This is a genomic window from Acinetobacter sp. YH12145 (assembly GCF_013418335.1).
Classification (GTDB): Bacteria; Pseudomonadota; Gammaproteobacteria; order Pseudomonadales; family Moraxellaceae; genus Acinetobacter; species Acinetobacter amyesii.
The window spans coordinates 114,042-128,139 of the sequence record NZ_VPCE01000002.1; the positions used below are offsets into that span (position 1 = coordinate 114,042).

Below are 14,098 nucleotides of genomic sequence, written 5' to 3' on the forward strand. Positions count from 1 at the left end.
TTACTCCAAATAATTCTTTAAAACTTAACGACCAGTTTCATCGTTCCAAAGCAACTTATGTAATTGCAATTGGAAGCGAACAGGGAGATGGTCTTCTAAAATCCATTGTGCTAAATCACGTGCAAGCTGAGGCAAACGAACAGCACCTTTTTCAATGGCAAAGGCCGGAGAGAACCAAATGGTGCTAACTTTTTCGTTTAGCTTATAGCGCTCAACTTGCTGTTTTGACCATTCATAGTCTTCACGATTACAAATTACAAATTTGATCTGATCATGCGCTGTTAAATGGTCGAAGTTGCTAAGCAAGTTTCGTGCAACTTCACCCGATGTCGGGGTTTTTAAATCCATAACCTTTGAAACACGTGGGTCAACTTTAGACACGTCTAAAGCACCACTTGTTTCTAAAGAAACTTCGCAGCCTAAATCGGCCAGACGAGTCATGAGAGGAAGGGCGTTCGGTTGAGCAAGTGGCTCACCACCCGTCACGCAAATATAAGGGGTTTTAAAATCTAAAGTGGTTTGAATAATTTCTTCTAATGATTGGCGTTCACCGCCTTCAAATGAATAGGTTGTATCACAATAAGTGCAACGTAAAGGACAGCCCGTTAAACGAATAAAGACCGTAGGCAAACCTGCGGTATTGGCTTCACCTTGCAATGAATAAAAAATCTCCGTAATACGTAAACCCGCAGACGGATCAGAAACAGGAATAGCGGAAGATCGAAGGGTACTCATAACAAAATTAACCAGATATAAAAAAACAAAAAATCTCTACGATCATTGCTAACCGTAGAGACGAGGAGCGATAGAGGCTCCACGGAACACGAATGCTCCGCTTAAATAAAGACTTAGTCTTCGCGTAATAATTCGTTCAAGCTTGTTTTCGCACGAGTTTTCGCGTCAACTTTTTTCACGATTACTGCAGCGTAGAGGCTGTATGTACCGCATTTAGACGGCAAGCTACCAGAAACCACAACAGAACCAGCAGGAACACGGCCGTAATGGATTTCGCCAGTTTCACGGTCATAAATCTTAGTCGATTGACCAATGAATACGCCCATTGAAATCACAGAACCTTCTTCTACGATTACACCTTCAACGATTTCAGAACGCGCGCCGATAAAGCAGTTGTCTTCAATGATTGTTGGGTTTGCTTGAAGCGGTTCAAGAACACCACCAATACCAACGCCACCAGATAAGTGAACATTTTTACCAATTTGAGCACATGAACCAACAGTTGCCCATGTATCAACCATAGTACCTTCGTCAACGTATGCACCAATATTGACATATGAAGGCATCAATACAACATTTTTCGCTTGGAAAGAACCTTTACGCGCCACAGCAGGTGGTACTACACGTACACCAGCAGCTTTAAATTGTTCTTCAGTCCAGTCAGAGAACTTAGTATCAACTTTGTCATAGAAGCGTAAGTCACAAGCTTCCATTGGTTTGTTGTCGTTCAATTTGAATGAAAGCAAAACGGCTTTTTTCACCCATTGATGAACAATCCATTCACCATCAATTTTTTCAGCAACACGTAATGTACCGTTATCTAGGCCAGCGATCACTTCTTCTACTGCTGCACGTACTTCAGCAGGACAGTCAGCTGCAGTGAAATTAGCACGGTCTTCAAACGCTTGTTCAATGATTGTTGAAAGCTGAGACATGTTCTTCCATCCAGAAAAAAATTTTCCAAGATTTTACACTAAATCGAGTCAAAAATAGATGGTAAATCGGCCTAGGATCGGAATTAATTATTAAGCAAGCGCTAAAACCAAGAAACTAAGGGTGATAGATGTAGCACTTTCATAAAATTTGTATAAAAAATACGCAAAATATACAGAATTGTTCTCAAGCATCATTATTATGTTTAAAAAAATCAAACAAAAACTCTTTATTAATCAATATTAAAATCTAAATGTATCAAAAGTTAACAAAAAATCAGTAAATTTGCATAAAAGTTAAGCGGAGTTTCCTTTTAACATGTGCCATATAACAAGACTGTAGAAATCTGAATAACAGTTTATTTTGAGGAGAAACACATGAAATCATTACGTTTATTAACAGTAGCTGCTCTACTTACTGCTGCAGGTACTGCAATGGCAGATACCTCTGTAGTTCATGATGGCTATGCATTTGATCAAAACCAACTTATCCCAACTGGCGCTCGTCTAGAAGTGGGTACGACTGGTTATGGTGGTGCGTTACTTTGGACTGCGAACCCATACGTCGGCCTTGCATTAGGTTATAACGGTGGTGATATTTCATGGTCAGATGACTTATCTGTAGATGGCGTAAAATACGACATGGATATGGATAACAAAGTTGGTTACTTAAATGCAGAAGTACGTCCTTGGGGGGCAAGTGCTAATCCATGGGCTCAAGGTCTTTATGTTGCTGCGGGTGTAGGTTATATCGACACTGAATATGGTTTGAAATCTACAGCGAAAAGCGGTGAAATCGAAATTGATGGTAAAGAAACTTCTTTCGAACGTCTAAACGGTAAAGTATCTTACGATAACGATATCGCACCATACCTAGGTCTTGGTTTTGCACCAAAATTGAATAAAAACTGGGGCGTATTCGGTGAAGTGGGTGCTTATTACACTGGTAACCCAACTGCAAAATTAACGGCTGTTGGTGGTACTGCTGCTGACCGTGAATTACTTGCTGACCATGAACGTAGCATTGAACAAGATGACAAATACGAATGGCTTCCAGTAGGTAAAGTAGGTGTGAGCTACCATTGGTAAGTTCTTACTGAAATAAAAAAACGAGCTTCGGCTCGTTTTTTTTGTTTTTAGACTGCGTTTAAAATCTGTGACCAAATTTCAGTCCATAGATCATGGCATCATTGTCTGAGACACTAGCAAGACCTGAAATATGCGATGTTTCTGTATTCGATGGTTTTGAGAACTTCATATAATACAGGCCACTCGCTAGAAAATTGTTCGGGTTAAATTCGTGCATCACACCTAAACCTAAACCTCGATAGCCATCACTCGGGTTTAAGGTAGACGCCGCATTTCCTGTCCCGTTATCCCAAATAAACTCTGCTGCAGCGAGCCAGCTGGGATTAAATTGATGTGCAATCCCCAATTTTCCTGACCATTGATCTTTTTGATATTCCACCAATTGGATATCCGCTAAATCACGGTATTGCGGATCGAGTGCTGCATATTGAAGCACAGCATTAAACTGCGGTGGTTGAATGCTAAAATCTTTCCAATTTATCCACCGAACTGTGCCATATACAACATTATGTGAGCTAACAGCTGTTTGAAATTCAAAATTGACGCTTTGTGGTGTTTGAATTGAGGTATGGGTGTCAGGGACTAACTGAAAAGGACCATTTGAATACAAAGTTGATTCAGAGGTTTTATTGTTATGTTTGACTTTTGAACGATAGGTTAGGCTGGTTTTAAGTGCGTATTCAAGAATTTGATAGCTTAAACCGAGCAGCCAACCAAGCGCTTCATCTTGTTTAAAATCGGCATGGTAGCCATTGAGAGCAGCATATTGTTGCCCAGAAATTTTTAAATCACCTTTAAATGTTTGTAGGCTTAAACCGCTATAAATATTCCAATTATTATTGGGTTGATAGCCTATCAGTCCAGTTAGGTTATGCGTTCTAAAGTTAATATCGGCGCTTTCAATATCGATATTTGAGCTATCTGGTAAGCGAGGACTATATTGATAACTGATATCGGTATGAAAGGGTTGCTCATAAATCACCCCCGCAGAAATATTTTCATGTGGTTGAACCTTGAGTGCAAATTTCCCAGAAAATTGTTGATGGGCAAGATTCCCTGTAGAAAAATCAGTGATGCCCAATTCACTAATTAAACCTTGATTCTGAACTTTGCCGTCAACTTGAGCATCAACATAAGCGAAACTGACTTCAGTATAATTTCCGGGTTCAAGAAAGGCCGAGATCGATTGATCTGAGTTTTCTATTCCTGCTGCATACATGATCTGTATGGGGCAGACGATACCGACTGCCACTGCGACGAATTGATTTTTCATAAAGTCCTGGCGTATGGGTCGGAAGTAATGAGGTTTTAATTTTTATTGTGTTGGATGTATTTTAATCACAATTAAAAATAAAGCCAAGAAAACCTAGATAAAATATGTGTTTACCAAAAAAAAGAGGACAGCAGGTGTCCTCTTTAATTCGTTAATTGGCCTATCAGTCTTCTGGGTAAGCGACTTTTTTCAACGCTTTGATGTCAGCATCTGGTGAACATAAAGAAATAAACTCATAGCCATAACCGCGTAGTAAATGTCCTTTGCGAACAGCAATCCAAGTGGTATTAACACCAAAAATATCGGTAGAAATTTGTTTTAAACGGTAATCACGTTCTGGGTCATATGCCACATCGTTGACAATACCCACTCCCATATTAAGTTCAACATAGGTTTTAATAACGTCTGCATCAAGTGCGGACATCACGATATCAACATCAAAGCCTGAATCTTCAAAGGCTTTATCAATTTTTGAACGACCTGTAAAACCACCGTGATAGGTAATAATTGGATAGTTCGACAAATCTTCAATGGTGATATTTGATTTTTGGGTGAGTGGGTGCTCTTGTGGTGTGATGATACTGTGTTGCCAGTTATAGTAAGGCACACTTGCAAGGTTATCTTCGGTGGTTAACGATTCGGTTGCGATCCCAATATCCGCTTCACCTTGAAGGAGCATTTCTGTAATTTCAATAGGGCTTGCTTGTTGCAAAATTAGATGAACTTTTGGAAATTCTTTTTTAAATTGGTTCACAATCGGCGGCAAGACATAACGTGCTTGCGTATGTGTGGTCGCAATCGTCAATGTCCCTTCATCTACTTTGTTGAAGTCATCTGCTAGACGTTTAATATTGTCTGCATCTACAAGCATGCGTTCAACGATACCCAATAATGACTGGCCTGGTTCGGTTAAACCGAGTAAACGTTTACCTTTACGGATGAACAGCTGTACACCAAGTTCATCTTCTAGATCTTTGATGTGTTTACTCACGCCTGACTGCGAAGTGTAAAGTGCAGCAGATGCTTCTGTTAAATTAAAATTCTGACGTACGGTTTCTCGAATAATTCTTAATTGTTGGAAATTCATAATTTTATTTTACCTTAAAAGCAAGTGGGGCTTGTGACGGCCCCAACTTTTTGTTTTATGCAACTTGGTTTTCAAATAAATGCAAGTTTGTTGCACTTAACCATACCGTTTGATTTGGGCGGAATTGATGCGCTTTCGCTTCATCAGCCGTTAATGAAATTTCGATCAGATTGCCTTGGCGGTCATGCAGTTCAGCAATGACTTTACCTGCAATCCAAAGCTCACGTACAAAAGTCGCTTGGATGGCATTTTCTTGCGGCTGTGCATGAATACGCAGTTCATCCGGACGAGCAAAGGCAATGACATTGCCTTGCGGTGCATTGGCATTTTGTGGCAACAAAATTCGGTCTTCACCAATTTGAAAAAGGCCATTGCTATTTTGACCTTCAAAACGGTTGGCTTGACCTAAAAAGTCAAATACAAACGGTGTTGCAGGTTTTTCATAAACTTCACGTGGCGAGCCAATCTGTTCTACGTTGCCTTTATTCATCACAATGATTTGATCGGCCACTTCAAGCGCTTCTTCTTGGTCATGGGTCACGAAAATAGAGGTAATGTGGAGTTCGTCATGCAAGGTACGTAACCAGCGGCGTAATTCTTTACGAACTTTGGCATCCAATGCACCAAAAGGTTCATCCAGTAATAACACACGCGGCTCAACCGCTAATGCACGTGCTAAGGCAATACGTTGACGTTGACCACCTGAAAGCTGAGCTGGGTAACGGTCAGCCAAGAAACCAAGCTGAACAAGATCAAGCAAACGAGTAACCCGTTTTTTGATCTCGGCTTCAGATGGGCGTGTTGCACGTGGGCGTACGCGTAAACCAAAAGCAATGTTGTCAAATACGGTCATATGGCGGAACAGTGCATAATGCTGGAATACAAAACCAACTTCACGTTCACGGACGTGAACTTTAGTGGCATCTTCACCTTCTAGAATGACTTGACCGCCATCAGCAGATTCAAGTCCTGCAATGATACGGAGCAGGGTGGTTTTACCACAGCCTGATGGGCCAAGCAACGCAACGAGCTGGCCATCAGGGAAATCTAAAGAGATATTTTTAAGTGCATGGAATGCACCAAAGTGTTTTTCAATATTTTTTACTTGAATACTCATGAGGTCATTCCTTAAGAAACTTGTGAATCTTCTTTACGCTTGTCTTGTCGTTCCTGACGTAGTTCAACCCATGTTTTTAAAATCAGGGTCACAATCGCCAAGAGCGCTAATAGTGAAGACACAGCAAAAGCAGCACTAAAGGTATATTCGTTATAAAGGATTTCTACGTGTAGCGGTAAGGTGTTGGTTTCGCCGCGAATGTGACCTGAAACCACAGAAACAGCACCAAACTCACCCATTGCACGTGCATTACAGAGAATCACGCCGTAGATTAAGCCCCATTTGATATTTGGAAGTGTCACTTTCCAGAATGTCTGCCAGCCTGAAGCACCCAATACGATTGCTGCTTCTTCTTCCTCTGTTCCTTGAGCTTCCATTAATGGAATCAACTCACGTGCCACAAAAGGAACGGTAATAAACACAGTAGCAAGGACAATGGCTGGAACGGCATATAAAATTTTGATGTCGTTATCCATCAGCCAGCCGCCTAACCAACCTTGAGTACCAAAAATCAGTACCAACATTAAGCCTGCAATGACTGGAGAGACTGAAAATGGCATATCAATAATCGTGGTTAAAATAGATTTACCACGGAAATTAAACTTGGCAACAGACCATGCCGCAGCTACACCAAAGACCACGTTCAACGGTACGGCAATCACAGCTGTCAGTAATGTCAGTTTCACCGCAGATAATGTATCAGGATGAACCAGTGCTTGGAAGTAAACGCCAACACCTTGTTTAAAGGCTTCAACGAAAACCAAAACCAATGGCAGAATCAGGCAGCTTAAGAAGAAAATTAAAGCAATGATGATCAGGGTATAACGAACCCATGTCGGTTCACGCGTTGCATCACGCGACTGTAATTTTTCCGCAAGCGCATTACTGTTCGTATTCATCGTGCAGTTCTCCCTGTACGGCGACTTGCCCATGCTTGAACCAAGTTAATTAAGAATAAAATGGCAAAAGAAATCACCAGCATCACAACAGCAATCGTGGTCGCACCTGCATAATCATATTCTTCAAGGCGAGAGATAATCATCAATGGGGCAATTTCAGTTTTGAAGGGTTGGTTACCTGCGATAAAAATCACCGAACCATACTCACCCACACCGCGTGCAAAGGCCAAAGCAAAACCTGTTAACAGCGCAGGAAATAGAATAGGTAAGATCACTTTGGTCACGATCTGAAAGCGGTTTGCGCCCAGTGCCGAAGCTGCTTCTTCAAGTTCAGTTTCTAGATCACTCAGTACAGGCTGTACAGTGCGAACCACAAAAGGAATACCAATAAAGATGAGGGCCAAGGTAATACCGATCGGGGTATATGCGACTTTAATGCCAATGGGTTCAAGGTACTGACCGATCCAACCAGTCGGTGCATATAACGAAGTTAATGCAATACCCGCAACGGCAGTTGGCAATGCAAAAGGTAAATCAACCAAAGCATCGACAATACGTTTACCCGGGAAGGTATAACGAACCAAGCACCATGCTAAGAGTAAACCAAAAACCACATTAACTAACGCAGCAATAATGGCGGCACTAAAACTCAGTTGTAACGATTTTAAAATACGTTCTGAGCTTAAAATCTCCCATAGTCCATCCCAACCGATACCTAAAGACTTAATAAATACGGCTGAAAGGGGAATGAGCACAATTAAGGATAAATACGCTAGGGTAAAGCCTAGAGAAAGACCAAATCCTGGCAGCACTCGGGATCGCTGCGACATGATGACTCCTCAAAATGAGAAAAGCTGACTTAAAAGGTCAGCAAAATTGAATAAATGATTTTGCGACAAGCTTAATGCTCAGTACTTAAAAAGCAAATTGAAATAAATACTTGTTTTCATCAGTAAAGCTGATATGTTTCATGTGGTTTTCTGAAATTAAGTAATTGAAAATTTCAGGAAATGGTCCAAAACCTGATGCAACATTAATGTGACCCACAGCGCCCATATTTACAGGGTAGAGCTTCCAAGCATCAGCAAGTTGTTTTGCATCGTCAAATGCTAGCCAAGGATCATTTTCACTAATCAACATCGTTGTCGGCACACGAATACTTAGCTGATGAAAAAATGCTTTGTAATCCGTTGTACTGTCGCGTGCAAAGCCGTTTTCTCCAAAGCGTGCTGGATTGGCTGGCGCAACCAAAACTAAATTTTTGATTTTTTTATTGAGTTCAGGATGCAAGGCCAATGCTGCTACCGTTGTTAAACAACCAAAGCTATGCGCCACAATTTGAATTTCACCCTGTAAAGGTCGTACGGTTTTAACGAATTGTTTAATCCAGTCTTTTAGTACAGGATGATTCCAGTTTTTTTGCTGAACACGAGAGCTAGACATGAGCTGACGTTGTAACCAAGATTGCCAATGTACGTGTTCACTACCGCCTACACCCGGGACAATTACTGTATGTGTCATGTCAAGTTCTCCTGATTCAGTCAATGAATGGTCTTATTTTCCATTGTTGGCTTTGACGATTTGGTCAAACACGCCGCCATTTTCAAAGTGTGCTTTTTGGACTTTATCCCAACCACCAAATTCTTTATCAATGGTTACGAGTTTGAGTGGCTTAAAGACTGATGCGTATTGTGCAAGCGTTGTAGCGTTACGTGGACGGTAAAAATTCTGAGCTGCGATTTGCTGACCACGTGGTGAATAAAGGAAGTTTAAATAGCCTTTGGCTAAATAAAGATTACCTTTTTTCTCTGCGTTTTTTTCTAAAACAGCAACAGGGGGCTCAGCTAAAATTGAAAGTGAAGGGGTCACAATTTCAAATTTACCCGGTTGTTCACGAATCGCTAAATGTGCTTCATTTTCCCAAGCCAGCAATACATCACCAATACCACGTTCAGCAAAGGTCGTAGTCGAACCACGTGCGCCTGAATCGAGCACTTTGGTGTTTTTATAAATTTTACGAACAAATTCTTGAGCCGTTGTATCATTACCACCCGCTTGATGTTTTGCCCAAGCCCATGCAGCTAAATAGTTCCAACGTGCGCCGCCTGAGGTTTTCGGGTTTGGGGTGATAATACCCACGCCTGGTTTAACTAGATCGCCCCAATCTTTAACTGCTTTGGGGTTGCCTTTACGGACTAAGAATACAATCGTTGAGGTATATGGCGTTGAGTTTTGTGGAAGTTTCTTCTGCCAATCTGCAGGTAAAAGTTTGGCTTTTTCTGCAATCACATCAATATCCGCTGCAAGTGCTAAAGTCACTACATCGGCATCTAAGCCATCAATGACTGCACGCGCTTGTTTGCCTGAACCACCATGAGATTGTTTAAAATTAATTTTTTGACCTGTACGGCTTTCCCAATATTTGCTGAAGTCTTTATTCACACTTTCATAGAGTTCACGCGTTGGGTCGTAAGATACGTTTAAAAAATCTTTCGCAGCTGCGCCAAAAGAAACCGTCGAAATGACTGCAGCAAGAACACCCAATTTTAACTTTGCGGAAATACTCATGTGAACCTCAATAATTTTTACTTTATCTGTAACATGGGTGAAGAATAGCGCCAATCTTTATGCATAAAAAATAATTAAAAACGAATTTTATATGAATAAAAAAGATAAAAGGCATGTCTATGAAAAAAAAGCATCGACCTTATACGAAAGGAAGATGCTTTTCAGTATTTAAAGCATTATTTTGAATTATTGATCTTCACGATTTGGTCAAAGACGCCAGCATTTTCAAAATGTTTTTTCTGCACTTTGCTCCAACCACCAAACTCTTTATCAATCGTGACGAGTTTTAAAGGTTTAAAAACATTTTTATATTTTGCTAAAACTGCCGCATTACGTGGACGATAATAGTTCTGTGCGGCAATAGTTTGACCTGCAGGTGAGTACAGATAATTTAAGTACGCTTTGGCTAAATTTTCATTGCCATCTTTCTTGGCATTTTTTTCTACAATCGCAACAGGCGGCTCGGCCAAGATAGAAAGTGAAGGGGTCACAATCTCAAACTTACCTGGCTGTTCACGAACTGCCAAATGTGCTTCATTTTCCCAAGCCAGCAATACATCACCAATACCACGTTCAGCGAATGTAGTTGTTGCACCACGTGCGCCTGAGTCGAGAACTTTGGTTTGCTTATAAATTTGACGGACAAATTCTTGGGCTTTTGTATCATTACCACCTGCTTGATGTTTGGCCCAAGCCCACGCTGCTAGATAGTTCCAACGCGCACCGCCCGATGTTTTTGGGTTCGGGGTAATAATGTCGACACCCGGTTTAATTAAATCGCCCCAGTCTTTGATGCCTTTCGGGTTGCCTTTATGTACTAAGAACACAATGGTTGACGTATACGGCGTTGAATTTTGTGGGAATTTCTTTTGCCAGTCTTTTGCAACTAAACCACGTGCAGCAATTTCATCAATATCTGCAGCCAAGGCCAAAGTGACGACATCGGCATCTAGACCATCAATAACAGCACGAGCCTGTTTACCTGATCCACCATGAGATTGTTTAAAGTTAATGTCTTGGCCTGTGGTTTTTTTCCAGTAAACACTAAAGTCTTTATTGAAGTTGTCATACAATTCACGGGTTGGATCATATGACACATTTAAGAAATCTTTGGCAGATGCACTGAATGCTGTGGCAGAAATGAATGCAGCCAAAACCCCAAGTTTTAATTTAGATAGATTCATGTTGTCCTCAATTTTTATACATGTTTTGTTGGATGAGGCAAGAATATCTGTAGTTTTAATGCAGAAAAAATAATTAAAAAAGAATTTAATATGAACAAAAAAGAAATATATGCTGAGCGATTATTTTTTAAAATAAAGTGATGTAATTGGGATGACGACGTATGCAGTGTTTTAAAAATGCGCAGCAAATAGAACAAGTTGATTTACTTGATCGCGCCTTTCACTATGGCGATGGCTGTTTTAGCACGGCACGTATTCGCCAAGGACAAATAGAACTTTTAGCTTTGCATATTGCACGATTAAAACTGAGCAATGAGCGATTAAAGCTAAATGCAGATTTAAACCTTATTGAAGACACTTTAAAATTGTTACGTAAACAAGATGTCGTCAATGGCACTTTAAAAATTGTGTTGAGTCGTGGTATTGGTCAGCGTGGCTATAGTTTACCTGAGCACCCAGCAGATGTTTGGGTGTTTTATTACCCCAAAACCGTTGCAGATTTTGAGTACGAAACTGTCGAAAGTGGTGTATTACATCAAGCTATTGGGTTAACCATGCCAAGTTTGGTGGGCTTAAAGTCCTTAAATCGATTAGAACAAGTCATGCTCAAAGCAGAGTTGGATCAAACTCCATGGGGCGAAGCTTTGGTGACGGATGTGCAAGGTACAGTTGTTGAAGGTGTGAGCAGTAATTGTTTTATTCGTACAAATGAAGGATGGATTACGCCTGAACTTCGTTATAATGGCGTGCATGGTGTCATGCGTGCAGAAATTTTAAAACGGATGCAGCAGCATCAGATTCAATGTACTCAACGTCACGTCAATATGGATGAAATTACGCATTTTCAGAGTGTTTTTTTCTGCAATGCTTTAAGTCCCATGAAAATTGCATCAACTCTGAATGGGGTTGAGTTAGATGTTCAAGCTTGTATTGAACTTTTCCGAACACTTCAATTAAGTCAGATTCGTTAATATGTCCACCGCGTCTAAAAAAACAAATAAGAAAAAATCTGCCAAAGCAGGTTTTCCATTTAAAGCATGTTTGGTTGTGCTACTTGGTATCGTTGTACTTGTGGCGATTTTACTGTGGTCGAGTTTATTTAAAGCCTATCCCGTGGAAGGCAAAAAGCAAATGTTGGCGATTGGTGCAGGGGATACCTATTCAGGATTTATTGACAGACTAGCCAAAGAGAAACAAGTTCATTTTCCTATTATTTTGAAGTTGTACCAAAAGTTCATGATTAATGACACCTTAAAAGCAGGTGTGTATGAAATTCATGAAGGTATGAGTGTACGAGAAGTTATGGAGTTGATTTCGAATTCTGAAAATGCGCAAATGAATCGAATTTTAGTGATCGAAGGGACGACATTTAAGCAACTGATAGATGCTTTAAAAAATGACCCTTTGGTGACGCATGACATCAGTCATTTACCGTATGCAGAAATCTTAAAAGAGCTCGGCATTCCCTATTCACACCCTGAAGGATTATTTGCACCGAATACGTATTTCTTTGCAAAAGGCGAGTCTGATCGAAAAATTTTGAAGGATTTATATAACCGACAAATCAAAGCCTTAGATCAGGCTTGGACTAATCGAGCTCAAAATTTACCGTATAAAGATAAATATGAAGCCTTGATCATGGCATCGATTATTGAAAAAGAAACCAGTATTGATAGTGAGCTTGAACAAGTGTCTGGTGTATTTGTGCGTCGTCTCAAACAAGGGATGCGTTTGCAAACAGATCCAACTGTGATTTATGGCATGGGCGATAAATACCAAGGCAATATCACTCGCCAAGATTTACGTACACCTACTGCATATAATACTTATACGATCAACGGCTTACCGCCTACACCGATTGCTTTGCCGAGTCAAAAAGCAATTGAAGCCGCGATGCATCCAGATTCATCTAACAATGTATATTTTGTTGCAACAGGAAATGGCGGCCATAAATTTAGTAGTAATTTGCAAGACCATAACCGCGCGGTACAAGAATATTTATCTGTAATTCGTGCGAAAAACTAAGGAGTGAGCATGTTTATTAGCTTTGAAGGTACGGAAGGTGTGGGTAAAACTACACTCATTCGTAAATTACATGATCATTTCCAAAATTTGGGTAAAAATGTCGTACTTACACGTGAGCCGGGTGGTACACCTATGGCTGAACAAATTCGTGCATTACTTTTGGCCGTCAATCATGATGAAGCAATGAGTGATGATACAGAGTTGTTACTTATGTATGCTGCACGCGCACAGCATTTGGCGCGCGTGATTTTACCTGCATTGGCAGAAGGTAAAATCGTTTTATGTGATCGTTTTGCCGATTCGAGTTTTGCTTATCAATGTGCAGGACGTGGTTTAGATCGTGACAAGCTCAATGTCTTAAATGCAAGTTTTGTTGCGCGTATACCGGATATTACCTTTTGGTTGGATGCTCCAATTGAAACGGGGATGTTACGTGCACGTGAACGTGGTGCTTTAGATCGTTTTGAGCAAGAGAAAGCAACTTTCTTTGAAAAAGTGCGTTCAGGTTTTGCTGAAATTCACGAAAATGAACCTGCACGCATGAAGCGCCTTGATGCGACGCAAACACCTGAAGAGGTTTTTCAACAGGCATTATCGCAACTACAGCAGATCTAAAATGCCATAGTAATCTTTGGGTATTTGATTTAAAAATTATTCATAGCATAAGTTATGGATGATTTTTTATGCATGCTACAAAACAGGAGATTATCAATTTCCTTAAGACTGAATTTGCGCCAAGCTTAAAGCATTGCACTATCGTTGAAGTTGGTGAAAAGGCTGCCACTTTAATTTGGCATGTGACTGAAAAAGATTTGCGGCCTGGCAATACTGTTTCAGGCCCGACTATGATGACTTTGGCGGACTTTGCATTGTATGTGGCAATACTTGCAGAGATTGGAATTGTCGGACTTGCAGTCACCACAAGTATGAATATTAACTTTTTAAGGAAGCCTGAGGCGAATAAAGATTTGCGGGGAGAATGTCGATTACTTAAAGTCGGTAAAAGCATCATTTATGGTGAGGTATTGGTTTATTCAGAGGGTGTTGAAGAGCCTGTGGCTCATATTACCGGTAGCTATTCGATTCCTCCGCAGCGATATTGAACTGAAAATATGCAGTTGATCCATTAGATTGGATTAAAATGCAGCAGTCTGTCTAAATAAATTGTGCATTGGTTGGTGAATTTTCT

Annotated in this window: 15 protein-coding genes; 5 read left to right on the plus strand and 10 right to left on the minus strand. The window is 40.5% G+C overall.

Going from position 1 to position 14,098, the window contains the following annotated elements:
• Positions 1-24: 24 nt before the first annotated feature.
• Together queE and dapD are read right to left on the minus strand one after the other, a co-directional pair.
• Entirely contained in the window at positions 25-735 is a 711-nt protein-coding gene (gene queE, locus FTU80_RS01745; protein WP_180034363.1) for a 7-carboxy-7-deazaguanine synthase QueE, read from the minus strand.
• 113 nt (positions 736-848) lie between these two features.
• The gene (dapD, locus tag FTU80_RS01750) at positions 849-1,670 is read right to left on the minus strand and encodes a 2,3,4,5-tetrahydropyridine-2,6-dicarboxylate N-succinyltransferase (RefSeq protein WP_180083942.1); all 822 of its coding nucleotides are present in this window, start codon (positions 1,668-1,670) and stop codon (positions 849-851) included.
• Positions 1,671-2,045: 375 nt separating this feature from the next.
• On the opposite strand from dapD, the gene carO reads away from it, so the two are divergent.
• On the plus strand, positions 2,046-2,756 hold the full coding sequence (gene carO, locus FTU80_RS01755; protein ID WP_078190346.1) for an ornithine uptake porin CarO: 711 nt from the start codon (positions 2,046-2,048) through the stop codon (positions 2,754-2,756).
• Between the two features lie 58 nt (positions 2,757-2,814).
• On the opposite strand, the gene FTU80_RS01760 is transcribed toward carO, so the two are convergent.
• The 8 genes from FTU80_RS01760 to FTU80_RS01795 form a co-directional block, all read right to left on the minus strand.
• The gene (locus FTU80_RS01760; RefSeq protein ID WP_257221398.1) at positions 2,815-4,029 is read right to left on the minus strand and encodes an OmpP1/FadL family transporter; all 1,215 of its coding nucleotides are present in this window, start codon (positions 4,027-4,029) and stop codon (positions 2,815-2,817) included.
• Between the two features lie 163 nt (positions 4,030-4,192).
• Positions 4,193-5,116: a CysB family HTH-type transcriptional regulator gene (locus FTU80_RS01765; RefSeq protein WP_180083944.1), complete on the minus strand. Its 924-nt coding sequence runs from the start codon at positions 5,114-5,116 to the stop codon at positions 4,193-4,195.
• Between the two features lie 55 nt (positions 5,117-5,171).
• Complete coding sequence (locus FTU80_RS01770; protein ID WP_180007626.1) at positions 5,172-6,233, minus strand: sulfate/molybdate ABC transporter ATP-binding protein; 1,062 nt, start codon at positions 6,231-6,233, stop codon at positions 5,172-5,174.
• Positions 6,234-6,244: 11 nt separating this feature from the next.
• A complete protein-coding gene (gene cysW / locus FTU80_RS01775; RefSeq protein WP_078192018.1) occupies positions 6,245-7,132 on the minus strand; it encodes a sulfate ABC transporter permease subunit CysW in 888 nt (295 codons plus the stop codon).
• On the minus strand, positions 7,129-7,962 hold the full coding sequence (gene cysT / locus FTU80_RS01780) for a sulfate ABC transporter permease subunit CysT (RefSeq protein ID WP_078190342.1): 834 nt from the start codon (positions 7,960-7,962) through the stop codon (positions 7,129-7,131). The genes cysW and cysT overlap by 4 nt, the downstream gene beginning before the upstream one ends.
• Positions 7,963-8,047: 85 nt before the next feature.
• Complete coding sequence (locus tag FTU80_RS01785; protein ID WP_111883966.1) at positions 8,048-8,653, minus strand: alpha/beta hydrolase; 606 nt, start codon at positions 8,651-8,653, stop codon at positions 8,048-8,050.
• 33 nt (positions 8,654-8,686) lie between these two features.
• Positions 8,687-9,700, minus strand: coding sequence for a sulfate ABC transporter substrate-binding protein (locus tag FTU80_RS01790; RefSeq protein WP_078192016.1), 1,014 nt, complete (start codon positions 9,698-9,700; stop codon positions 8,687-8,689).
• Between the two features lie 176 nt (positions 9,701-9,876).
• Complete coding sequence (locus FTU80_RS01795; protein WP_180083946.1) at positions 9,877-10,884, minus strand: sulfate ABC transporter substrate-binding protein; 1,008 nt, start codon at positions 10,882-10,884, stop codon at positions 9,877-9,879.
• A gap of 161 nt (positions 10,885-11,045) precedes the next feature.
• Here FTU80_RS01795 and pabC point away from each other — a divergent pair, with 161 nt between their 5' ends.
• From pabC to FTU80_RS01815, 4 genes are all read left to right on the plus strand, one after another.
• Positions 11,046-11,855, plus strand: a complete 810-nt coding sequence (pabC, locus tag FTU80_RS01800; protein WP_180083948.1) for an aminodeoxychorismate lyase — start codon at positions 11,046-11,048, stop codon at positions 11,853-11,855.
• Position 11,856: 1 nt separating this feature from the next.
• Positions 11,857-12,909 (plus strand): endolytic transglycosylase MltG, encoded by a 1,053-nt coding sequence (mltG, locus tag FTU80_RS01805; protein WP_180083950.1) that lies wholly within the window; start codon positions 11,857-11,859, stop codon positions 12,907-12,909.
• 9 nt (positions 12,910-12,918) lie between these two features.
• Positions 12,919-13,524: a dTMP kinase gene (tmk, locus tag FTU80_RS01810; protein ID WP_180083952.1), complete on the plus strand. Its 606-nt coding sequence runs from the start codon at positions 12,919-12,921 to the stop codon at positions 13,522-13,524.
• Positions 13,525-13,592: 68 nt separating this feature from the next.
• Positions 13,593-14,012 carry a PaaI family thioesterase gene (locus tag FTU80_RS01815; protein ID WP_180076822.1) on the plus strand — a complete coding sequence of 140 codons (420 nt, stop codon included), beginning with the start codon at positions 13,593-13,595 and terminating at the stop codon, positions 14,010-14,012.
• Positions 14,013-14,098 lie beyond the last annotated feature (86 nt).